13 protein-coding genes and 1 tRNA gene are annotated in these 21,835 nt (G+C 70.0%); 6 read left to right on the top strand and 8 right to left on the bottom strand.

The genetic code is table 11. The features are described from left to right. Positions 1–214: 214 nt before the first annotated feature. Together AB0G15_RS15150 and topA are read right to left on the bottom strand one after the other, a co-directional pair. Positions 215–1,600, bottom strand: a complete 1,386-nt coding sequence (locus AB0G15_RS15150; protein WP_362839358.1) for a metallophosphoesterase — start codon at positions 1,598–1,600, stop codon at positions 215–217. Positions 1,601–1,793: 193 nt separating this feature from the next. Beyond that, the gene (topA, locus tag AB0G15_RS15145; RefSeq protein ID WP_362695393.1) at positions 1,794–4,445 is read right to left on the bottom strand and encodes a type I DNA topoisomerase; all 2,652 of its coding nucleotides are present in this window, start codon (positions 4,443–4,445) and stop codon (positions 1,794–1,796) included. Between the two features lie 157 nt (positions 4,446–4,602). Here topA and AB0G15_RS15140 point away from each other — a divergent pair, with 157 nt between their 5' ends. Continuing rightward, positions 4,603–4,788 (top strand): DUF5703 family protein, encoded by a 186-nt coding sequence (locus tag AB0G15_RS15140; RefSeq protein ID WP_084195129.1) that lies wholly within the window; start codon positions 4,603–4,605, stop codon positions 4,786–4,788. A 195-nt stretch (positions 4,789–4,983) separates the two neighbouring features. On the opposite strand, the gene AB0G15_RS15135 is transcribed toward AB0G15_RS15140, so the two are convergent. From AB0G15_RS15135 to AB0G15_RS15125, 3 genes are all read right to left on the bottom strand, one after another. Next, entirely contained in the window at positions 4,984–7,329 is a 2,346-nt protein-coding gene (locus AB0G15_RS15135) for a chaplin family protein (protein WP_362839355.1), read from the bottom strand. A 245-nt stretch (positions 7,330–7,574) separates the two neighbouring features. After that, on the bottom strand, positions 7,575–8,186 hold the full coding sequence (locus AB0G15_RS15130; protein ID WP_362839352.1) for a hypothetical protein: 612 nt from the start codon (positions 8,184–8,186) through the stop codon (positions 7,575–7,577). A 119-nt stretch (positions 8,187–8,305) separates the two neighbouring features. Further along, on the bottom strand, positions 8,306–9,613 hold the full coding sequence (locus AB0G15_RS15125) for a M20/M25/M40 family metallo-hydrolase (protein WP_362839350.1): 1,308 nt from the start codon (positions 9,611–9,613) through the stop codon (positions 8,306–8,308). Positions 9,614–9,780: 167 nt separating this feature from the next. On the opposite strand from AB0G15_RS15125, the gene AB0G15_RS15120 reads away from it, so the two are divergent. The 3 genes from AB0G15_RS15120 to AB0G15_RS15110 all read left to right on the top strand — a co-directional run bounded on the left by AB0G15_RS15120 (position 9,781) and on the right by AB0G15_RS15110 (position 14,321). Further along, positions 9,781–9,869: transfer RNA gene (locus AB0G15_RS15120), tRNA-Leu, on the top strand. Positions 9,870–10,171: 302 nt separating this feature from the next. Then, entirely contained in the window at positions 10,172–10,297 is a 126-nt protein-coding gene (locus AB0G15_RS15115; RefSeq protein WP_362839347.1) for a hypothetical protein, read from the top strand. 1,183 nt (positions 10,298–11,480) lie between these two features. Next, complete coding sequence (locus AB0G15_RS15110; protein WP_362839344.1) at positions 11,481–14,321, top strand: carbohydrate-binding protein; 2,841 nt, start codon at positions 11,481–11,483, stop codon at positions 14,319–14,321. 419 nt (positions 14,322–14,740) lie between these two features. Here the strand turns inward: AB0G15_RS15110 and AB0G15_RS15105 are convergent, their stop codons facing one another. After that, positions 14,741–15,736: a glycoside hydrolase family 11 protein gene (locus tag AB0G15_RS15105; protein WP_362839341.1), complete on the bottom strand. Its 996-nt coding sequence runs from the start codon at positions 15,734–15,736 to the stop codon at positions 14,741–14,743. A gap of 648 nt (positions 15,737–16,384) precedes the next feature. On the opposite strand from AB0G15_RS15105, the gene AB0G15_RS15100 reads away from it, so the two are divergent. Further along, positions 16,385–17,347, top strand: a complete 963-nt coding sequence (locus AB0G15_RS15100) for a polysaccharide deacetylase family protein (RefSeq protein ID WP_362839338.1) — start codon at positions 16,385–16,387, stop codon at positions 17,345–17,347. Between the two features lie 128 nt (positions 17,348–17,475). Here AB0G15_RS15100 and AB0G15_RS15095 read toward each other — a convergent pair whose 3' ends face one another. After that, positions 17,476–19,227, bottom strand: a complete 1,752-nt coding sequence (locus AB0G15_RS15095; protein ID WP_362839336.1) for a cellulose binding domain-containing protein — start codon at positions 19,225–19,227, stop codon at positions 17,476–17,478. 796 nt (positions 19,228–20,023) lie between these two features. On the opposite strand from AB0G15_RS15095, the gene AB0G15_RS15090 reads away from it, so the two are divergent. Then, positions 20,024–21,211 (top strand): endo-1,4-beta-xylanase, encoded by a 1,188-nt coding sequence (locus AB0G15_RS15090; RefSeq protein ID WP_362839333.1) that lies wholly within the window; start codon positions 20,024–20,026, stop codon positions 21,209–21,211. Positions 21,212–21,400: 189 nt separating this feature from the next. Here the strand turns inward: AB0G15_RS15090 and AB0G15_RS15085 are convergent. Further along, positions 21,401–21,835 (bottom strand): cellulose binding domain-containing protein (locus AB0G15_RS15085; protein WP_362839330.1); only part of this gene is annotated, 435 nt, incomplete at its 5' end.

Raw genomic sequence — 21,835 nt, 5'->3', positions numbered from 1 at the left:
CTGGGCTGGGGAAAACATGAGCCAGGCGGGAATGCCCGGCTGCCCGTCGCACGAGGGTAATACGTCCGCCCTGTACCTCGCAGGTCACCCCTGCGAAAAGAAGCGCCCGAGGCCGCTGTTTCCAGAGGTGCTCACGGCGAGGCTGCCAGAGGTGCTCACGGGATTGCCGAAGGCGCTCACGGCGAGAGTGACAGACGTGCTCACGGCGGGATTGTCAGAGGCGCTCGTGGTGGACTTCCAGCAGGGTGATCTCGGGAGGGGCGCCCACCCGGACCGGCGGCCCCCAGAAGCCCGCCCCCCGCGTCACGTACACCTGGGTGCCGTCCACCTCTCCGAGGCCGGAGACGACCGGCTGCTGCATCGGGACAACCAGGTTGAAGGGGACCATCTGGCCACCGTGCGTGTGGCCGGACAGCTGGAGGTCCACGCCGTACGTGGCCGCCTGGACGGCCTGGACCGGCTGGTGGGCGAGCAGGACGGTGGACCGGGAGCGGTCGCGGCCGCCCAGCGCCCGCTCGAAGTCGGGGCCGTCCCCCGAGGCGACGCCGCCGAGGTCGTTGACCCCCGCGAGGTCGAGCACGGCTCCCCCGTGGGCGATCTCGACACGCTCGTTGCCGAGCGGGCGTACGCCCAGCCCGCGCAGCTCCTCCGTCCACTCCTGCGGGCCGTTGGCGGTGTAGTACTCGTGGTTGCCGGTGACGAAGTAGGCGCCGTAGCGGGATTCGAGGTCCTCCAGCGGCCTGGCCAGCGGGCCGAGCTCGGCCACCGTGCCGTCGACCAGGTCGCCGACGACGGCGACCACGTCGGCCTTCAAGGAGTTGATCATGCGAACGATGCGCCGGGTGTGTTCCGTACCGGTGAGCGGGCCCAGGTGGATGTCGCTGACCACCGCGAACCGCAGGCCGCTCAGGCGCGGATCCAGCCTGGGCAGCACGACCCTGACCGGTTCGATCACCGGGTCGCCGAGAGCCGTCCTGACCCCGAGGCCGACCGTGCCCAGCGCCCCCGCCCCGGCGGCGACCGCGGCCGTACGGGCGATGAACAGCCTCCTGCTCATCCCGGCCGGATCGTTCGTCCCGCCCGTGGCCCCTCCGCCGCGCCGCGCGGCCCCGGCACCCGGAACGACGATCACACCGCCGATCGCGGAACCCGTCTCGGCCTCATCCCGGCCGGCGGCATCGGACCGAACTGCGGACACCGGCTGAGCGGCGGACACCGGCTGAGCGGCGAGGAGCGCGGTCCGCTCCGCCCTGCGGGCGGCCACTCCCGGCGGAACCCGGCGGCGCTCCGCCCGCAGCTCCACCACGCGCAGGACCGTCAGGGCCGCGGCCCGGGGAATCTCCAGGAGAACCAGGAACACGAAGAGGTAGAACATCACCGCGATCCAGAAGAACCCCGGCCACGCCAGGAAGTGACCCCACTCGCTGCGGGAGGCGATCAACGTCACCGGGGCGAGCACGGCCAGGGCGACGAGGATCCACGTCAGCACCCGGCGGGTCCGTCCCGCCCGCGTGGTCGAGCGGATCAGGCGATGCCACAGGTAGCAGTGGACCAGCGTGATCGCGCAGACGACCAGCGACACGAAGCCCACGATCGTCACTCGCCTCTCCCGCTCGCCCACCGGCCGTTCCCGGCGCGTTCCGAAGAACGCCCGGGACGGCGAATGCGTTCCCAGAACCCCGGAAGTTCCGGAAACCCGGGAAAACCCCGGGAAAACAGGGCGTCAGGCCTTCACCTTGCGCGTCACCGGAACCCGGGAACCCGTGCGGCACCGGAACCCGGGAGCCAGGGCGTCAGGCCTTCGCCTTGGCCCTGGTGGTGGGACGCTTGGGCGCCGGGCCGCGGGCACGACGGTCGGCGAGGAGCTCGGCGGCGCGCTCGGTGGTGATCTGCTCGACCTCGTCACCCTTGCGCAGGGAGGCGTTGGTCTCCCCGTCGGTGACGTAGGGCCCGAACCGCCCCTCCTTCACCACGATCGGCTTCTTGGAGACGGGGTCCTCCCCCAGCTCGCGCAGCGGCGGCGCGGCCGCGGCCCGCCTGCCCCTCGCCTTGGGCTGGGCGAACAGCTCCTTGGCCCGATCGAGGGTGATCGTGAACAGCTCCTCCTCCGACGCCAGGGAGCGCGAGTCGGTGCCCTTCTTGATGTAGGGCCCGAACTTGCCGTTCTGGGCGGTGACCTCCTGGTCGTCGATCACCCCGAGCACCCGGGGCAGCGAGAGCAGGAGCAGGGCGTCCTCAAGGGTGATCGTGTCCAGGGACATCGTCTTGAGCAGCGACCCGGTGCGCGGCTTGGGAGCGTCGGCCTTCTTGGTCCTCTTCTTGGCGCCCTCGGCCGGCGGCGCCTCCTCGGGCAGGATCTCGGTGACGTACGGGCCGTAACGACCGTCCTTGGCCACGATCACGTGCCCGGTCACCGGGTCCTTGCCCAGCTCCCGGTCACCCGTCGGGCGGGAGAACAGCTCCTCGGCCATCTCGGCGGTGAGCTCGTCGGGAGCCAGGTCCTCCGGCACGTTCACCCGGGCGCCGTCGCGGTCCAGGTACGGACCGTAGCGGCCCACCCGGATCATGATGTCGGTGCCCCTGATCGGGAAGGAGCTGATCTCCTTGGCATCGATCTCGTCGAGATCGGTGACCATCTCCTTCAGGCCCTCGTCGCCGTCCACGCCGAAGTAGAACCGGCGCAGCTCCGGCACCCGCTCCGCCCTGTCGTTGGCGATGTCGTCGAGGACCTTCTCCATGTCGGCGGTGAAGTCGTAGTCGACGAGGTGGCCGAAGTGCTGCTCCAGCAGGTTGACCACCGCGAACGCCAGGAAGGACGGCACCAGGGCCGTGCCCTTCTTGAAGACGTACCCGCGGTCGAGGATCGTTCCGATGATCGACGCGTACGTCGACGGGCGGCCGATCTCCTTGTCTTCCAGCTCCTTGATCAGCGACGCCTCGGTGTACCGCGCGGGCGGCTTGGTGGCGTGCGCCAGCACGTTGAGGGCGGACGCGGTGAGCGGGTCGTTCTCGGTCAGGTTCGGCAGGCGCTTCTCGGAGTCGTCCCGGTCGGTGGACGGGTCGTCCGCGCCCTCGACGTAGGCCTTCAGGAAGCCGTGGAAGGTGATGGTCCGCCCGGAGGCGGTGAACTCGGCCCGCTCGCCGGAGCTGGACGTGCCGTCCACCTTGACGGTGACCGACTCGCCGACCGCGTCCTTCATCTGGGAGGCCACGGTCCGCTGCCAGATCAGCTCGTACAGGCGGAACATGTCGCCGCTCAGCCCGGTCTCGCCCGGCGTGCGGAACTCCTCGCCCGAGGGACGGATCGCCTCGTGCGCCTCCTGCGCGTTCTTGACCTTGCTGGCGTAGACGCGCGGCTTGTCGGGCACGTACGCCGCGCCGTACAGCTTGATGGCCTGGCTGCGGGCCGCCGCGACGGCGGTCTCCGACAGCGTGATGCTGTCGGTTCGCATGTAGGTGATGAAGCCGTTCTCGTACAGGCGCTGGGCGACCTGCATGGTCGACTTCGCGGAGAAGCCCAGCTTGCGGCTGGCCTCCTGCTGCAGCGTGGTCGTCCTGAACGGCGCGTACGGCTTGCGGGTGTACGGCTTGCGCTCGACCGACCTGACCTTGTACGACACCCCGGCCAGCCGCCCGGCCAGGGCGGTGGCGGCCTGCTCGTCCAGATGGAGCACGTCGGCGCTCTTGAGGGTGCCGTTGCTCGCGAAGTCGCGTCCCTGGGCGACGCGCTTGCCGTCCACGCCGGTGAGCATGGCGGTGAACTCGTGCGGGACCTCGTCGCGGCCGGTGTCGAGCAGCGCCTGCAGGTCCCAGTAACTCGCGCTGGTGAACGCCAGGCGCTCGCGTTCGCGCTCCACGACCAGCCGGGTCGCCACGGACTGCACGCGCCCGGCGGACAGGCGGGGCTTGACCTTCTTCCACAGGACCTTGCTGACCTCGAAGCCGTAGAGGCGGTCGAGGATGCGCCGGGTCTCCTGGGCGTCGACCAGCCTCAGGTTCAGGGTGCGGGGATTGGCCACCGCCTCCTGGATCGCCCTCAGGGTGATCTCGTGGAACACCATGCGGTGGACCGGGACCTTGGGATTGAGCACCTCACGAAGGTGCCAGGCGATCGCCTCGCCCTCACGGTCCTCGTCAGTGGCGAGATAGAGCTCGTCGGCGTCCTTGAGCAGCTGCTTGAGCTTGCTCACCTGGGCCTTCTTGTCGTGGTTGACGACATAGAGCGGCTCGAACTCATGATCCACGTTGACGCCGAGGCGTGCCCAGGACTCCCCCTTGTACTTCTCGGGGACGTCGTCGGCCTTCTCGGGGAGGTCGCGAATATGCCCGATGCTGGACTCCACGACGTAGCCGCGGCCGAGGTACCCGGCGATGGTCTTCGCCTTGGAAGGCGACTCGACGATCACCAGGCGGGTTCCGTCGGCGTTGCCGTTCTTGGCTGGCACGCTGCTTCCTACCTCGCTGTTCGCATTCGTTCCCCGTTTTCTTCCCCTCGGGTTACCCGGTCTCAGCCGGGGACACTCCCAAGAGAAGCCGCAAGGACGCAGAATAAAGCCCTATGAGTGTCGACGTCCCCCAGCTCACCCTCGGAGACTAATCGCTGTGCTCGACTACTCCTACTTGGTTCTCCACCTTCCGCGTGGCACATCCCGGGACGCAGCCCGGCGGATACTGACCGAACATGCAGAATACGGCGACTGGGAGCTCGACCGCCTGCGACTGTATCCCGACGGTCGTCGGGACGTCCGACTGCGCCGGAAGATCATACGTGTGACCAGGACGATGTGATCCCCGGACATGGCTTTGCCCGCTCCGGGCCGCGCCCCCGGAACGGGCAAAGCTTCCATGCCTCGCCGGCCGAGCGGACGCCGCGCCGCGGGGGCGCGGCGTCCTGTCCCACCGCCGTCGAGGCGTCTGCGCGCCTTCCTCGGTGACTCTGGGAAAGCGTGTCTAATGGGTGACTAATGCCTTACTTTCTACTTCTTACTTCTTGCCGAAACGGATCCGGCGGGTGGTGCCGAAGACCGTCGCGGCGGCCGCGGCCATCGCGCCGATCAGCAGGGTGACCAGGGAGCCGACGTTCATCCCGGTCACCCCGACGGGCTGGGCGGCGCTCATCAGACCCAGGTCACCGACCGGCAGGGAGCCCGCCGGAGTCGAGGAGGCCAGGTCGGTGACGGGAGCCAGCGGCGAGCCGTTGCCGGCCGCCGCTGCCCGGTCGCCCGCCGGAGCGGCGGGCACGACGGGCACGGCGGGAAGCTCGGGCAACCTCGCGGGGACCGGGAACCGCGCCTGGTCCGCCGCGCCCTGGGCCGCGGGCATCGACGACACACCGGAGGCGGAAGCCTGACCCGCCGCGCCGCCGAGAGCCGGGACGGCCGGGAGGGCGGGCAGCAGACCGCTGGTCCGGTGCCTGCCGGGCTTGGAGTCCCCGTCGCCTCGGCCGCCGTGACCGTTGTCGTAGCCGCCGTGGCCGCCAGGACCGCCGTGACCGCCGTGACCGCCCCACTTGCCGTCGTGACCGCCGTGGCCGCCCCAGTGGCCGCCCGGACGCCCGGACGGACCGCCGACACGGGAGCCGCCGAGGCAGCCCGCGGCGGCGTCGCCCAGGACGGCCACCGCGTTGCCGCAGATGTTGATCGGCGCGGTGATCGGCGCCACCACCTGGTTGCCGCCCAGCACCGAGCCCTGGCCGGAGGTACGGTTGCCACCGGCACCCGTACCCGCGCCCGCACCACCCGCGACCGAGGCGCCGCCCCTGCACGCGGCCGCGGCCTGGCCGAGCACGCCCACCGCGTTGCCGCAGACGTTGATCGGCGCGGTGATCGGCGCCACCACCTGGTTGCCGCCCAACACCGAGCCCTGGCCGGAGGTGCGGTTACCACCCGCACCACCGCCACCGCCGGCGCCGCCCCCGACGGACGCACCGCCCTGGCAGCCGGCGAACGCGCCGCCCAGGACGGCCACCGCGTTGCCGCAGACGTTGATCGGCGCGGTGATCGGCGCCACCACCTGGTTGCCGCCCAGCACCGAGCCCCGGCCGGACGTGGTGTTGCCACCCGCACCCGCACCGCCGCCCCGGCCTGCCGGCACCGACACCCCTCCCGGGCAGCCCGCCTGGCCGTTGCCGACGGCGTTGCCGCAGACCTCGGCGGGCGCGGTGATCGGCGCCACCACCTGGTTGCCGCTGCCCGCGCCGAAGCGCCCGTCGGTGTCGTTGCCCGGCCGGCCGTAACCCCCGGGGCCGCCGGGACCGCCGGGACGGGGACCGTGCCCCCAGCCGTCGCCGGGACCGCCCGGACGCGGGCCGTGCTCCCAGCCGCCACCGGGACGCGGCCACTGCTTCCCGCGGCCGCCGTGGTCACCGTAACCGGGCTTGCCGCCGGGCCTGCCGTGCTCTCCGGGCCCGCCGGGCCGGCCGGGTCCCTCGTGCTCTCCAGGCTTACCGGGCCACCCAGGACCGTCCGGGTGCCCAGGACCACCCGGGTGCCCAGGACCACCCGGGTGCCCAGGACCACCGGGGCGCCCAGGACCGCCCGGGTGCCCGGGGCCGCCCGGGTGTCCGGGGCCGCCCGGGGTGCCGCCGCCGACGACCTCGGCACCGCCCTCGCAACCGGAGAAGGCCCCGCCGATGACGGCGACCGAGTTGCCGCAGATGTTGATCGGCGCGGTGATCGGCGCCACCACCTGGTTGCCCCCGAGCACGGAACCCCGGCCGGACGTGGTGTTGCCGCCGGCACCGCGACCGGCTCCACCCTGGTTGCTCACCGAGGCCCCGCCACGGCAACCGGCGGCCGCGCCGCCGAAGATCGCGAAGGAGTTGCCGCAGGCGTTGATCGGCGCGGTGATCGGCGCCACGACCTGGTTGCCGCCGCCGATGCTGTGCTCACCGTTCGTGCGGTTGCCGCCGGCTCCGCCGCCGCTTCCGCCCTGGTTCCGCACCGAGGCGCCGCCCCGGCAGCCCGCCTCGGAGCGGCCGAACACCGACACCGCGTTGCCACAGGCGTTGACGGGCGCGGTGATGGGAGCGACGACCTGGTTGCCGCCCAGGATGCTGCCCCGGCCGGACGTGGTGTTGCCACCGACGCCCGCATCGCCGTCGCCGTTCTCGACGGAGGCGCCACCCTCCGAGGAGGCCGCCGACTGCCCGGCCACACCGACGGCGTTGCCGCTGATGTCGATCGGCAGGGTGATCGGGAGTTTGACCTGGTTGCCTCCACCGATCGAGTGGTCGCCGTCGGTGTCGGCGAAGGCCGTACCGCCGCCCATGGCCATGACGCCCAGTGCGAGCAGTGCCGCGGGGGCCGTGCCCGTAACCCACGTACGCATGATTGAAGCTCCTAGCAGTTTCGGGGGGGACCTGACCCTCGTGGGGGCGCGCGAGACCGTGCGAAGGCCGGACAGGCCCGCACAGCGGAGGCCCCGACGGACCGTCACGAGGAATGGGAAATGCCTTTTCTGCTGCCTGCTGGTCGCTCACCGAACGGAGCGGTTCTCCTGGGGACGGAGGATGAAGGCAGGCTCCGCGACCGGCGGGTCACCCGAGAGGGGATGGGCCGGTCCGCGAGACGAGATCAGTCAGGAGAGAAAGAAGGATCGTCCGCCGCTGTGCGGACGACAGGGGGGAGCACGAACGCCGGCGGGACACGCTGCGTCATCTGCCGCGGGTCGTAGGCGAACCACGCGACATCCCCCGGACCCGGTCCTGAGAGGCCGGATCCACCACCGCTCTGGGGCACGAATCCATTGGCGCCAGAGCCGTGTTCGACGGTGGCGGGGACCGGGAACCCCGGCTTGGACTGGCTGGTGAGCCCGTCCACACCTCGCCCCGCCATGGCTTCGGCGTTGTGCGTCGCCGACAGCCCGCCGCTGACCGTGGGGAAGACATCGGCTCTGGAAGCCGATCCGGAAGCGGCTGTGTGAGGGGTCCGGGAGCCGGCCTCTCCTGTCGTCGCGGTGGTGTCCGCGATCGCGGGAGCGGCGCCGAGAAGCCCGAAGACGACCGCGAGCAGCCATGCGGCGGCCAGGAGACCGCCGATAGCGAGGGCTTGCTCGACGCCCCGCCGAGTGCCGGCCGCGAACCGCGCCATCCGGTCAGCCCGGTCGGGGATCGTGTCGTCGACGGGAAGGGCCACGGGCGCGCGTCGGACAGCGGGCGAGGACGCCCTCCACTGTCCGTGCGGCACACGTGCCACGTGACCTCCCCAAAGCTCCTGGACGGGCCCGTTTGGACACGAGCCATCCCTCAACGGAGAGTTACGCTAGCACCACATCGAGTCAACGCAACGGATTTCCCGGGAACGACTCAGCAGCCGTCCAGGAAACGGTCAAGGACCCGCACTCCGAACTGGAGCGAATCCACCGGGACCCTCTCGTCGATGCCATGGAACATCCCGGAGAAGTCCAGGTCCGCGGGCAGCCTCAGCGGCGCGAACCCGAACCCCCGGATGCCCAGCCTGCTGAACGCCTTGAGGTCCGTGCCCCCCGACAACGTGTACGGCACGGCCAGCGCGCCCGGGTCCTCTGCGACGAGGGCGTCGGCCATCGCGCGCACCAGCGGCCCGTCGAAGCCGGTCTCGACGGCGATGTCGTGGTAGACGAACTCCCTGGTCACGTTGGGGCCGAGCAGCCCGTCGAGCGTCTCGAAGAACTCGTCCTCGTACCCCGGCAGGAAGCGGCCGTCCACGTGCGCGGTCGCGGCCTGGGGGATCACGTTGGCCTTGTAGCCCGCCTCCAACATCGTGGGGTTGGCGGTGTTGCGCAGCGTGGCGCCGATCATCCTGGCGAGCGGCCCCAGCTTGGCGACGGTCTTCTCGGCGTCGTCGAGGTCGAGTTCCAGCTCCAGGGCCCTGGAGGTCTCCTCAAGGAACGTCCTGACCGTCCGCGTCATCCGGACCGGCCACTCGTACCGGCCGATGCGGCCGACCGCCTCGGCCAGCTCGGTGACCGCGTTCTCGGCGTTGAGCATGGATCCGTGCCCGGCCCTGCCGGTGGCGGTCAGGCGCATCCAGGCGATGCCCTTCTCGGCGGCCTCGATCAGGTAGAGCCTGCGCGCCTCGTCGATGGAGACGCTGAACCCGCCCACCTCGCCGATCGCCTCGGAGCACCCGTCGAACAGGTCCTTGTGCTCGTCGGCCAGCCACTGCGCGCCGTACGCGCCGCCCGCCTCCTCGTCTGCGGTGAACGCCAGCACCACGTCCCTCGGCGGGCGGCGGCCCTCGCTGAGCCGCTGCCGTACGACCGCGAGGATCATCGCGTCCATGTCCTTCATGTCGACCGCGCCGCGTCCCCAGACACAGCCGTCGGCGATCTCGCCGCTGAGCGGGTGCCGGGTCCAGTCGTCCGCGTTGAAGGGGACGACGTCCAGGTGCCCGTGGAGCAGCAGGGCGTCACGGGAGGAGTCCTCCCCCGCGATGCGGGCGATCACGTTGGCCCGGCGGCTGTCCGACTCCAGGATCTTCGGCTCCAGCCCGACCTCGGCCAGCTTCTCGGCCACGTACTCGGCGGCGGCCCGCTCACCGGGTCCCGAGTTGTCGCCCGCGTTGGTCGAGTCGATCCGGATCAGGTCGCGGCACAGCCCGACGACCTCGTCCTCAGCGTTGAGTGCCGTCATGTGGGACTCCTTGGGGTTCGGTACGGCTTTCACCTCCCATCCTGCCGCCGGACCCCCCTTCCCGGCACCTCGCCCTTGCCCGCCCGCTTACCGATATGACGCCGGCTCAAGAGTTTGCTAACCTAAGTCCGCCGACGCGGGATGACGGTCCCGCGTGCAGGCACCACGTCCGGGTGGCGGAATAGGCAGACGCGCTAGCTTGAGGTGCTAGTGCCCTTTGCGGGGCATGGGGGTTCAAGTCCCCCCTCGGACACCAGGGAAACCCTGAGTCTCAGCAGGTCAGAGACTCAGGGCTTTTTCATGTTCGCCCTCAGAACGGCCCCCTGACATTTCCAGTTTTCGGATCATGCTTTTTTCATGCCTTGGTGACGAGCGGCACGAACCTGGTGCGGTGACCGCATACGTTCGTCACCATCTCCACGATCACCAGCCTGCCACCCGGCCGGGCCACCCACGCCCACCTCGCCGCACTGATCCGCGGCCACTGGGACATCGAGGCCCTGCGCCACATCCGCGAAGACGCCTCCCGCGTCCGGACCGGCGCCCGCCCCACAGGTCATGGCGAGGCTGCGCGATCTGGCCATCGGCCTGGCCCGCCTGATCGGCTGGACCAACATCGCCGCCACCGACCACTACCGCAGCCATCCCGCCGACGCGCTCCGGCTATTCGGTCTCACAACATGAGAATGCTCCGCCTACCGGATCCGCGAGGTGACCGCTATAGGGGTCGGCAGCAGCCCGCAGGGCCGTCCGGTGCTGGGAGACCTTGAGGTCGCACTGGGCGATCACTCCAGTGTCCTGCCGCTTCTCTGTGCCGCATCGGAGAGTTTCGACCAACGAGACTAGACTTTCGTCGCGGCACGACGAAAGTCTGACGAAGTCGGCCGTAATATCTGGACAGTCTGCACGTAACATTTTAAGATCGCAGCAGAATGACCGAATGAGCCGCAAAGATAGCGAAAGTTCAGGAGGTGCAGCGATTTGCGATTGCAGCACCGCACTCTTCGTCCCTCGCGCGGCGAGAGGTCGCTGCCCGAGGCCGGGATCGGTCGACTCGAATCACCGCGCGGGCGCGCGGCCGTCGAGCCGGAGCCGGAGCGGCCGGGAGCGAACCACCTCACCCGCAGGGCTCGGCACCGTACGGCGACGGCGGCCGAGGCAGGCTCGCGGGCCCTACCGATCACCGGGTTCCCACGGCCCCGGCTCACTCCGTACTCGTACCACCGCACCTGACCACGCACTTCCACCGACCGCGGCCCCGCACCGCGATCGGTGATCGGCCGGCCCCCACACCCCCACCCCCTCGAATGCCTGGAGGTCGTCATGCGACTGCCGATCCGTACCACCGCGACCTGCTGACGGCGGGCGCGGCGCCAGGTTGGCGCCGCGCCGCCGGCGCAAGGGAGATAGCCGGGTCGGCGAGGGCGTACGCCGACCGCTCCGCCGACCCGGTCCCGCTCGTCACCTACCGGTGGAGGCCGGTACGCGCCGACAACACCGGTGCTCGCCGGCCGCCTGATTCCCCGGCCGGCGAGCGGGGCGACCCCCTCGTCCCGGCGCCGTCCCCGCGTCCCCGCGTCATGGCGTCATGGCCGACCGCGACGGCCGGTGACGGCCGCCTTCGTGATGCCCTCCAACGTGTCCGCACGCGGTCGCCTGACGGTTCGCCACAGCCCCGCGGCGCTCGAAGCCTCGAAGACGAGGCCACTCACAACCCCTGACAGAGAACTGTTGACTGTTTTACCCATAGAGGTCACAGTTTGTCCGAGCGACGTCGCCGAGGGATTCCCCCCGCCTCTCCGCGTCGTTGGCGTGATCGGCGCACGCCTGTATGGACTCGTACTACAGGAAGCGAGCACCACCGATCATGTTAAGAAAACTCGTCGCATGCGTCGCCGTACTGGCGACCGCCCTCAGCCTGGGTCCTCCACCGGCACAGGCCGCACCGAGCACCGTCTCGAAGGCAGCGGCGCCCGCGGCCCTCGCGGCGCCCGGCTACACCCAGGTGACGCTGGCCAAGGGCGCGGCGGAGACCGGCGAGCCGATGGGCCTCACCGTCCTGCCCAACCGGGGCGTGCTGCACACGTCGCGCGACGGCGTGATCCGCTACACCGACGTGCTGGGCAACACCAAGGTGGCTCTCACCATCCCGGTGTACACGCACGACGAGGAGGGCCTGCAGAGCATCAAGGCGGACCCGAACTTCGCGACGAACCGGTGGGTGTACGTCTACTACGCGCCGCCGCTGTCCACTCCGGGCGGTGACGCGCCGGCCTCGGGGACGGCGGCCCAGTTCGCCCCGTTCAACGGGGTGAACCGGCTGGCCCGGTACACGGTCAACGCGGACCACACCCTCAACGCGGCCTCCGCGGTCACCGTCCTCGACGTCCCCACCAGCCGCGGCATGTGCTGCCACGTCGGCGGCGACATCGACTTCGACGCGGCCGGCAACCTCTACCTCTCCACCGGCGACGACACGAACCCGTTCGACTCCAGCGGCTACACGCCGATCGACGAGCGGACCGACCGCAACCCGGCCTACGACGCGCAGCGCACCTCCGGCAACAGCAACGACCTGCGCGGCAAGGTGCTGCGGATCAAGCCGAGCGCGGGCGGCGGCTACACCGTCCCGGCGGGCAACATGTTCGCGCCGGGCACCGCGAACACCCGGCCCGAGATCTACGCGATGGGGTTCCGCAACCCGTTCCGGATGAACGTGGACAAGGCCACCGGCATCGTCTACCTGGGGGACTACGGGCCGGACGCGGGCAGCGCCAGCGCCACCCGGGGCCCGGCGGCGTCGGTCTCGTTCGAGCGCATCACCCAGCCCGGCTTCTACGGCTGGCCGTACTGCTCGCAGTTCAACGTGCCGTACATCGACTTCACGTTCCCGTCCGGGCCCTCGGGCTCCGCGTTCAACTGCGCCGGCGGGCCGACGAACAACTCGCGCAACAACACCGGCATCACCCAGCTCCCGGCCTCGCGCGCGGCCTGGCTGCCGTACGGAGTCGGCCAGGACCGGTCGGAGCTGTGCTGCGGAAGCTGGTCGCCGATGAACGCCCCGGTCTACAACTACGACGCCGGGCTCGTCTCGGACGTGAAGTTCCCGGCGTCGATGAACGGCAAGGTGTTCATCGGCGAGTTCGGCCGGCGGTGGATCAAGACGGTCACCCTGAACGCCAGTGGCGGGGTGGGCTCGATCGAGCCCTTCCCCACCTGGACCGGCACCCAGGTGATGGACATGGAGTTCGGGCCGGACGGCGCGCTGTACGTGCTCGACTACGGCACCGGCTGGTTCGGTGGCGACGCCAACTCGGCGGTGTACAGGATCGAGTACAACTCCGGCACCGGCCAGGCGCCGATCGCGGCGATCAACGCCAACCCGAAGGCCGGCAACGCGCCGCTCGCCGTGCAGTTCAGCTCGGCCGGGAGCACCGACCCGGACGGCGACCCGATCACGTACGCGTGGGACTTCACGACGAACGGCAGCACCGACTCGACCGCGGCGAACCCGTCGTTCACCTACACGGCCAACGGCACGTACACGGCGACGTTGACGGTGAGCGACAACACCGGCCGCAGCGCCACGGCGAGCACCACGATCAGCGTCGGGCAACCGACGGTCACCCTCAACCTGCCGCTCAACGGGCGGGTGTTCAACTTCGGCGACGCGATCCCGTTCCAGATCAGCGTCAGCGACCCGAACGCCCCGACCGTCGACTGCAGCCGGGTGAAGATCAACTACATCCTCGGCCACGACAGCCACGGTCACCAGATGACCAGCGCGACCGGCTGCTCGGGCACCGTCCAGACCCCGGTGGACGGTGAGCACGACGCCAACGCGAACATCTTCGGCGTCTTCGACGCGGAGTACACCCCGGTCGGCTCGACCACGGCCGTCCACGCGCCGCAGGCCGTCCTGCAGCCGCGGACCCGCCAGGCCGAGCACTACGGCGCCCAGCAGGGTGTGCAGATCGTGGCCAAGGCGTCGGCCAACGGCGGCAACGCGGTCGGACACATCGAGAACGGGGACTGGATCTCGTTCACGCCGTACAACCTGAGCGGTGTCACGTCGTTCACGGCCCGGGTCGCGTCGGCGGGCACCGGTGGCACGCTCACCCTGCGGGCCGGTTCGGCGACCGGGACGGTGATCGGCACGGCCACGGTCGCGCCGACCGGCGGCTGGGAGAACTGGGTCAACGTCACCGGCACCGTGACGCCGCCGTCGGGGACGACGACGCTGTTCCTGGTCTTCACCGGTGGCACGGGCTCGCTGTTCGACATCGACTCCTTCACGTTCACCAGCGGCACCCCGCCGACGTCGAACCTCGCGCTGAACAAGCCGGCGACGGCGTCCAGCGTGGAGGCGGCCGCCTACCCGGCCTCGGCCGCGGTGGACGCGTCGGCGACGACCCGGTGGGCCAGCGCGTTCTCCGACCCTCAGTGGATCCAGGTCGACCTGGGCGCCACGTACACGATCAACCGGGTGCGCCTGGTGTGGGAGGCGGCCTACGGGTCGGCGTACCAGATCCAGACCTCGCCCAACGGCACCACCTGGACCACCGCCCGGACGGTGACCGGCGGCAACGGCGGTGAGGACAACAACACCGGCCTGAGCAACTCCGCCCGGTACGTGCGCATCTACGGCACCACCCGGGGCACGGCGTGGGGCTACTCCCTGTTCAGTTTCGAGGTCTACGGAAGCTGATCGCCACGGCGGGCCCGGCCCGCCCTGTCAGGTAGCGCCGCCGCGGGGCGTCCGTACGTCGGACGCCCCGCGGTGTCGTTCGTTTCCCGGGCCCGCGGGATCTCCGGCAACGCCGTCATCGGCGCGGGAGGCCGCTTCCTCACGGTCAGGTTCCTCGCGGTCAGGTTCCTCGCGGTCAGGCGAAGCGGTGGTGGCCCCGCCCCCACTCCCCAGTGGAGCGGGGCCACCGTTTCCGACCGGATCCCGGCGGGCTGCCGGGCGAGCGCGTATCCGGCCGGAAGACCAGGAATGGGACGACCGAGGTGTCCCAGCACCGGGGCGCGTCCGGGGCACACTCGTGTCAGGTGCCCGGGGCGAACGGCGCGGTCCTCGACGGCGCGGCGGTGTCGGGCCGCCGCGCCGTGAGGGGTGGGCCGGGGTCAGCCCGCGCTGCAGGAGACCGTCGGCCAGGTCGAGTTGCCGTTGCGCTGGATCGTCACGCCCCAGTTGTTGCCGCTGCCGTTGGGCCTGGCGGTCAGCACCTGGGCGCTGGGGTAGCTCGCGCTGATGTTCCAGGTGGAGAGGACCTTCGCGGGGGACGGGACGTTCATCGTCACGGTCCAGTTGCTCGATCCGCTGACCGCGACGTTGAGGTTGTAGCGGTCGCTCCACTGCTCGCCCGCGGAGAGAGACGCGGTGCAGCCGCCGCCACCGCCGCCGCCACCGCCGCCGCCGCCGCCGCCGGAGGAACCGCCGACCGTGATGTTGGAGTTCCCGCTGCTCTGGTAGCCCTCTGTGGCGAGGATCATGTAGTCGTGGTTGCCCAGGCTCATCCCGTTGCGGGCCCAGGCGTCGAAGTGGTTACCGGAGGTTATGGTGCCGCCGGTCTTCTTCGACTGGCGGACGCTCCAGTACTGGTTGAACGTCCTGTTGCCCTCGATGGACGGAGCGTTGTACCGCGTCGTCTGGTAGATGTCGTACGTGCCGCCGTCGCTGGTGACCGTGCCCTTGTACGTCCCGGTGGGCCGGTAGGTGCCCCAGTTGTCGACGATGTAGTACTCCACGAGCGGGTTTCTCGTCCACCCGTAGAGGGTGAGATACGCGTTGCCGGACGGGTTGAAGCTGCCCGAGTAGTTCACGCTCCTGCGCCCGCCGGTGCTCCAGCCCTTGCCGGCGACGAAGTTCCCGGTGTTCCTCCACGAGGTGCTGTAGTTGCCGCCGGACCCCAGCTCCATGGAGACCGTGTTCTGGCTGTCGGTCCAGAACGAGAAGAAGTAGCCGTTGTTGGTACCGGTCTGGTTGGTGGTGATGGCCGCGTAGGCGGGGCCGGGCAGCACCGCCACGGCCATGGCCAGCGCCACGGCGCAGACACGGCTGACGAGCGGCCTGGCGCGACCACGCCCGCGGCTCTTCGGGGGGACGAGGGCATCGTTCATATGCGTGCTTCCTCCTGGTGAAGGCCGGTGGGGCGGGCAGCGTGATACGACCCGGCGGGGCGGGCGGTGGCCACGATGACGTTCACCGCGCGCCGGGGTCGTACAACACTGCAGGGCGGGCCGGGCGTCGTGCGGTCGACGACCGGAGGACCAGGCCGCGCGGCGGGTGACCCGGATCGACAGCGGTTGGGGCCTGTCGATGGTGAGAGTGTGGGTTTGGCACGCTGAGCTGTCAACAACTTTCAGAAATATATCGGAAATATGATCTTGATTACGATTCCCCGAAAGGGCATTTCTCCTGTTCGTCGCCCCTTACTCGCCCATCGGTGTCGAGGTCGGCCAATGAAAGCTTCTTCGGCACAGTCAAAGACCGGCCGATGTTACCGAAATATTTCGATGCTTTCTTGACAGGTTTCGTGACAATACACAGAATGACTCACCAGGCAGGACCGCTCGTCCCACCCGGGTGACCTTGCGGCAGAACCGCAGTTCAACGCGGTCCTGCGCATTCCGTACGCGTTACGCCGCAGCCGTACGTGCGTCCGTCCCCACCGATCGGTGTTCCAGTGGAGGAACAGAGTGATCGACAACGCGACCATCACCGGCGGAAGCCGGGTACGCCGCTCACGTATCCGGAGTTCACTCGTGATGGGTCTTCTCACCGTCCTCGGCGCGGCGCTCGCCGTGACCTCGTCCCCCGCGGCACAGGCCGCCGACTGCAGCGCCGGATATGTCGGGCTCACCTATGACGACGGCCCCAACCCCGGCAACACCGCCAACCTGCTGAACGCGCTGCGGCAGAACGGCCTGCGGGCCACCATGTTCAACACCGGGCAGAACGCCCAGAACAACCAGGCCCTGGTCCGCGCCCAGCGAGACGCCGGCATGTGGATCGGCAACCACAGCTACACCCACCCCCACCTGGGCGCCATGAGCAGCTCCCAGATCCAGTCGGAGCTCCAGCGGACCCAGCAGGCCATCCAGCAGGCCACGGGCACCGCGCCCCGGCTCTTCCGGCCCCCGTACGGGGAGACCAACGCCACCGTGAGGTCGGTCGCGCAGCAGCTCGGCCTCACCGAGATCATCTGGGACGTCGACTCCCAGGACTGGAACGGCGCGAGCACCGCCCAGATCGTGCAGGCCGCCGGACGGCTGCAGAACGGCCAGATCATCCTGATGCACGACCAGTACGCGACCACGCTCAACGCGATCCCGCAGATCGCCGCGAACCTGAGGAGCCGCAACCTGTGCGCCGGCATGATCTCGCCCTCCACCGGCAGGGCCGTGGCACCTGACGGCGGCACCCCGACCACCTCGCCGACGCCGACGAACCCGCCGGGCGGCAGTTGCACGGCCGCCGTCGCCGCCGGCCAGCAGTGGAGCGACCGGTTCAACCTGTCGGTCAACGTCTCGGGAAGCAACAGCTGGATCGTCACGGTGACCCTGCGCAACGCCCATCGGGTCAGCAGCACCTGGAACGGCAGCCCGACCTGGGACGGCAGCGGCAAGGTCATGACGATGCGCCCCAACGGCAGCGGCAACACCTTCGGCTTCACCGTCATGCACGGCGGCGACTGGACCTGGCCGACGGTCTCCTGCCGCGTGGGCTGACACCTCGCTTTCGGCCGGCCGTCGGCACGGTGACGGTGGTATCACCGGTGCCGTGAACCGGGCGAAGGGCGCCGCCGCTCCCCGTCACGCGGAGGGAGCGGCGGCGCGCCACCGTCGGGCCGGTCGGGTCAGGAGACCCCGCATGTCAGTACCGGTGTGGCGACGGTTCCGTTGGCGGTGAATCCGAACGTGGTGGTGGCGTTGGCGGCGAGGCTGCCGTTCCAGGTCTCGTTCCGGACGGTGACGGCCGCGCCCGAGCCGGACCGTACGCCTCCCCACAGCTGGTTGACGGACTGCGAGCCGGGCCAGGTCCAGCTCACCGTCCAGCCGTTGATCGCGCTGGAACCGGCGCGCACGGTGACGTTGGACTGGAAGCCGCCACCCCAGTTGTTCACCGTCTGGATCGTCGCCGTGCACCCACCGGGGACGGGAGTCGGCGTGGGTGTGGGGGTCGGAGTCGGCGTGGGGGTCGGGGTAGGCGTGGGGGTAGGCGTCGGCGTGGGGGTCGGAGTCGGCGTCGGCGTGGGGGTCGGCGTGGGCGTGGGCCCGCCGATCACGACGGTGGTGAGGGAGCGCGGCCTGAGGGTGACGGCGCCGCCCGTGACCGTGGCGCTCGTGAGCGAGTTGGAGTTGTCGGTGACGTAGGCGGTGGTGCCGCCCTGCAGGCCGTCCCAGGTGATGGCCGAGTTGCCGGTGTTCAGCACCCCGACGACCTTCGATCCGTCGGAGTTGAGGAACGCCGACACCTTCAGCGACGAGTTGCTCGTCGACGTGCCGAGCCGGACCGCGCCCGGCCTGATGAACCGGCTGTACGCCGCCATCGCCCACAGCCGCTTGGACACGCGGTAGGTCCGCGCCGCCGGGTCAATCTGGATGAGCGCCCGGGTGGCTCCCGAGGAGCCCCCCAGCCAGAAGATGTAGCCGCTGACGTTGCCGACGGTGAGAGCCTGGTGGATGGCCTGGGCGACGGTGAAGCCGTCCTGACCGCTCCCGTCGTCCCAGCTCTCGTTCCAGGTGCTCCCGTCGGGACCCCATTCCGACATCCAGGTCCGCTTGTTGCCGGGTTGCGGGCTCGTTATCTGGCTGGCGTAGGTGTGCGCCGTGTAGGTGGACACCCAGCGGCGGGCCTCGGAGTCCGCCTCGATGGCGTTGGTGTAGGCCTTGCCCTGGTCCCAGCCGAAGGAGTCGCAACACGCGATCTTGACATCGGTCGCGAGCGGGCCGAGGACCTTGACGAAGGCGGCGGCCTGGGCCGGGGTGAAGCGCATGGACTCGTAGGTCGACGTGTAGTCGGGTTCGTTGGTGAACCCCAAGTCCGTGATCTTGATGCCTTCCTGCGCGTAGAACTTCGTGTACTGCATCAGGTACCGGGCGTAGGCCGCGCGCCACTCGGGCTTGAGGGTGCCGCCGTTGTTCTCGCTCCCGTTGTCCTTCATGTAGCCGGGGGCGCTCCAGGCGTTGGCGTAGAAGCGGTTCACGCCGTACGACTGCGCGACCTTCGACACCCACACCTGGGCGCCGTCGTCGCCGTCCCACACGTATTTCGGCGGGGCGTCGGGCCCGCCGGGGTTCTGCGGCTGGATGGAGACCATCTTGTCGTACGGGCTGCCGGCCGGTGCGGCGCCGATGCCCAGGCGCAGGATGCTGAGCCCCGCGCCGGTCTCGCGGTCGAACCACAGGCGGAAGACGTCGTTCTGCTGCGCCGTCGACAGGTTGCGCAGCAGTTCACCCCGGCGGAACGCCGTGGAGACGCCGAAGCCGTCCATCTCCTGATAACGCACATTGTCTGAAACGGTGATGACAGGCGCGGCCGCGACCTGCCCGGCCGCGGCCTGCCCGGCCACGGCCACCAGTGACGTGCCGAGAAGAGCGATTGCCATGACGATCCGTACCACGGACCCTCCCGAGATCGTGCCATCCGGATGCTGCTAGCAGGTGAAGCTGGTCTGGCTGAGGCGGCTCAATGGTTTCCGTGGCTGTTCGTCCCGCTGCGTACCTGGCCCGCCGACGAGAGTCCCCCTTCCGGCCGCCACCGCCCCGAACGTGATCGCCGCGACGGCCGCCGTCGGCCCGAGTAAGGGCGGTCACCGTATGTTTGCGCTAACAATTGAGTGAAGGCGGCGCGCCCCGTTCGGCACCCAAGTGTGGGAAAGGCCCGGAAAGGTGTCAAGGACATGCCGAGAAAGTTTCGGACGTCTCGCTGCCGCGTGGATGCGGTTACCCGCGAACGGCACATTCCCGCCGTGGAAGATATCAGCCTCTCCATCAGCGAAAACCCGACGCGCGAGGTCGAGGTTGTTCAGCGGTGCCGCCCGGCCGCCGGAAGGCCGGCGATTTTGAAAGTTTCACTTCCCACGACGCCCTGACTCCGGCCGGTCGAGGCACGGCCGGGCCGGAAGGACACCGGCGGGCCGGGCCTGGCGGCGCAGGCGCGCCCGCGATCGCGGTACGGGACAGAGAAGCAGGTGACGACGCCTTGGAGTGCGCCAACCGGCCTTCCGGGACCGGGCGGCGTGATGCCGCCGACGCCCTCTCGACCGGGTGCCTCCCGCCCGTTATTGATTTTCGCGATGTTTCGGGGTTCCGGTATCGGCCTTTCCTCTTGAAGAAAGCTTTAATACGATTGTTTTCGCTTATGGACCGAAAGTTTCGGGGGACCGATCCCGAGGGAGTTCTATGAAGCGTTTCCTGACCGTCGGTGCGACCACGCTCATGCTGGCCGGTACGCTGAACGCCGTTCCCGTCCTGGCGGAGGAGCGGCACCCCGCGGTCGGCGAGCAGAGCCTGCGCGCGCTCGCCGCCCGCCACGGTCTCGCCATCGGCACCGCGATCGACATGGACGTCCTGCGCGACGCGGCCGATCCGCAGTACCGCGCGCTCGCCGCCTCGCAGTTCTCCTCCGTCACCGCCGAGAACGCCATGAAGTGGGAATCGCTCGAGCCCACCCGCGGCACGTACAACTGGGCCCCGGCCGACGAGCTGGTCGACTTCGCCCGCAAGAACAAGCAGCAGGTCCGCGGGCACGTGCTGGTCTGGCAGAACCAGTTGCCGGCCTGGCTCACCCAGGGCGTCGAGGACGGGACGATCGGCAAGGCGCAGCTCCGCGACATCCTGCGCAATCACATCACCACCGTCGTCAAGCACTTCAAGGGCAAGATCTCGCAGTGGGACGTCGTCAACGAGGCGGCCAGCGATCCGTGGGACACCCCGTCGTCGATCCACCTGAAGGGCTTCTGGGCGCAGCACCTCGGCCCCGGCTACATCGCCGACGCCTTCCGCTGGGCCCGCGCCGCCGACCCGAACGCCCTGCTGTTCTACAACGACTACAACATCGAGGCGTTCGGCGACCGCGGACCCTCCGACAAGACCTGGTACGTCTACGACATGGTCAGGCAGCTGCGCGCGAGCGGCGTCCCCATCGACGGCGTGGGCAGCCAGGGACACCTCGGCACCCAGTACGGCAACTTCGACGCCTTCCAGGTGCTCGAAGTGCTCGACGCCTTCTCCGACCTCGGGCTCGCCACGGCGTTCACCGAGGTGGACGTGCGCAGCCAGATGACCGAAGGCGTGCGGGCGGGCGACTCCAACGAGATCAACCCCCGCCTCCAGGCGTCGGCGGCGAACTACAGCGTGCTCCTGCAGGCGTGCCTGGCCAACCGTCGCTGCCTGTCCTACACCGTCTGGGGGTTCACCGACCGGCACTCCTGGGTGCCCGGCTGGTTCTCCGACCCCCCGGAGGGCTTGGCCACCCTGTACGACGAGTCCTACCGGCCCAAGCGCGCCTACAACGTCGTCAAGGCGGACCTGGCCTTCTCCGGACCGCCGTACGTCCTGCCGAGGATTCCGCAGAAGCCCCGGCGATGAGCGGCGGCGGGGTGTCCGCCGACTCGGATGCCCCGCCGCTCCCCTCCCGGAAAGACCGCTGCCGGAAGGACCACTCCCCGAAGTGGAGAACCGGCTCACCCCACGGGGGTGGGGTGAGCCGGAGAGCTGACGTGACGCACGGGCCGGGCCGTGGAAACCACGGCCCGGCCCGGCCCGGTCCGGATCGGATCAGGGGCTGGTGCAGGTGACCGTGGGGGTGGCCGCGGTGCCGTTGGCGGTGAAGCCGAAGGTGGTCGACTGACCCGCCGCGATGGAGCCGTTGTACGCGGCGTTGCGGACGCTCACGCTGGAGCCGGACACGGTGTGCTGGCCGCTCCACAGGCTGCTGATGGTCTGCCCGCCGGGCCAGGTCCACCGCACGGTCCAGCCGTTGACCGGCGCGCTGCCCGCGCTGACCGTCACCGTCGACTGGAAGCCGCCCGGCCAGTTGTTGGTCGTCGTGATCGTCGCCGCGCACGCCCCGGGACCCGGAGTCGGGGTGACGGTCGGTGTGGGCGTCGGGGTCGGGGTGACGGTCGGTGTGGGGGTCGGGGTCGGGTTGGGGTCGGCGGCGTTGAGGGCGTTGAGGACCGAGGTGTAGGCCGGCTTCTTGTTGCCCGAGCT

It is taken from the genome of Streptosporangium sp. NPDC023825 (assembly GCF_040639575.1).
Taxonomy (GTDB): domain Bacteria; phylum Actinomycetota; class Actinomycetes; order Streptosporangiales; family Streptosporangiaceae; genus Streptosporangium.
Note: the sequence above shows the minus strand (reverse complement) of the source record. Positions and strands in the feature narration are given on the sequence as shown.

Coding starts and splice junctions, on each gene's coding strand:
- AB0G15_RS15125 (WP_362839350.1), bottom strand. CDS start 9,613: ATGACGGCACTCAACGCTGAGGACGAGGTCGTCGGGCTGTGCCGCGAC.
- AB0G15_RS15110 (WP_362839344.1), top strand. CDS start 11,481: ATGTTAAGAAAACTCGTCGCATGCGTCGCCGTACTGGCGACCGCCCTC.
- AB0G15_RS15095 (WP_362839336.1), bottom strand. CDS start 19,227: ATGGCAATCGCTCTTCTCGGCACGTCACTGGTGGCCGTGGCCGGGCAG.
- AB0G15_RS15100 (WP_362839338.1), top strand. CDS start 16,385: ATGGGTCTTCTCACCGTCCTCGGCGCGGCGCTCGCCGTGACCTCGTCC.
- AB0G15_RS15115 (WP_362839347.1), top strand. CDS start 10,172: ATGGCGAGGCTGCGCGATCTGGCCATCGGCCTGGCCCGCCTGATCGGC.
- AB0G15_RS15090 (WP_362839333.1), top strand. CDS start 20,024: ATGAAGCGTTTCCTGACCGTCGGTGCGACCACGCTCATGCTGGCCGGT.
- AB0G15_RS15105 (WP_362839341.1), bottom strand. CDS start 15,736: ATGAACGATGCCCTCGTCCCCCCGAAGAGCCGCGGGCGTGGTCGCGCC.
- AB0G15_RS15135 (WP_362839355.1), bottom strand. CDS start 7,329: ATGCGTACGTGGGTTACGGGCACGGCCCCCGCGGCACTGCTCGCACTG.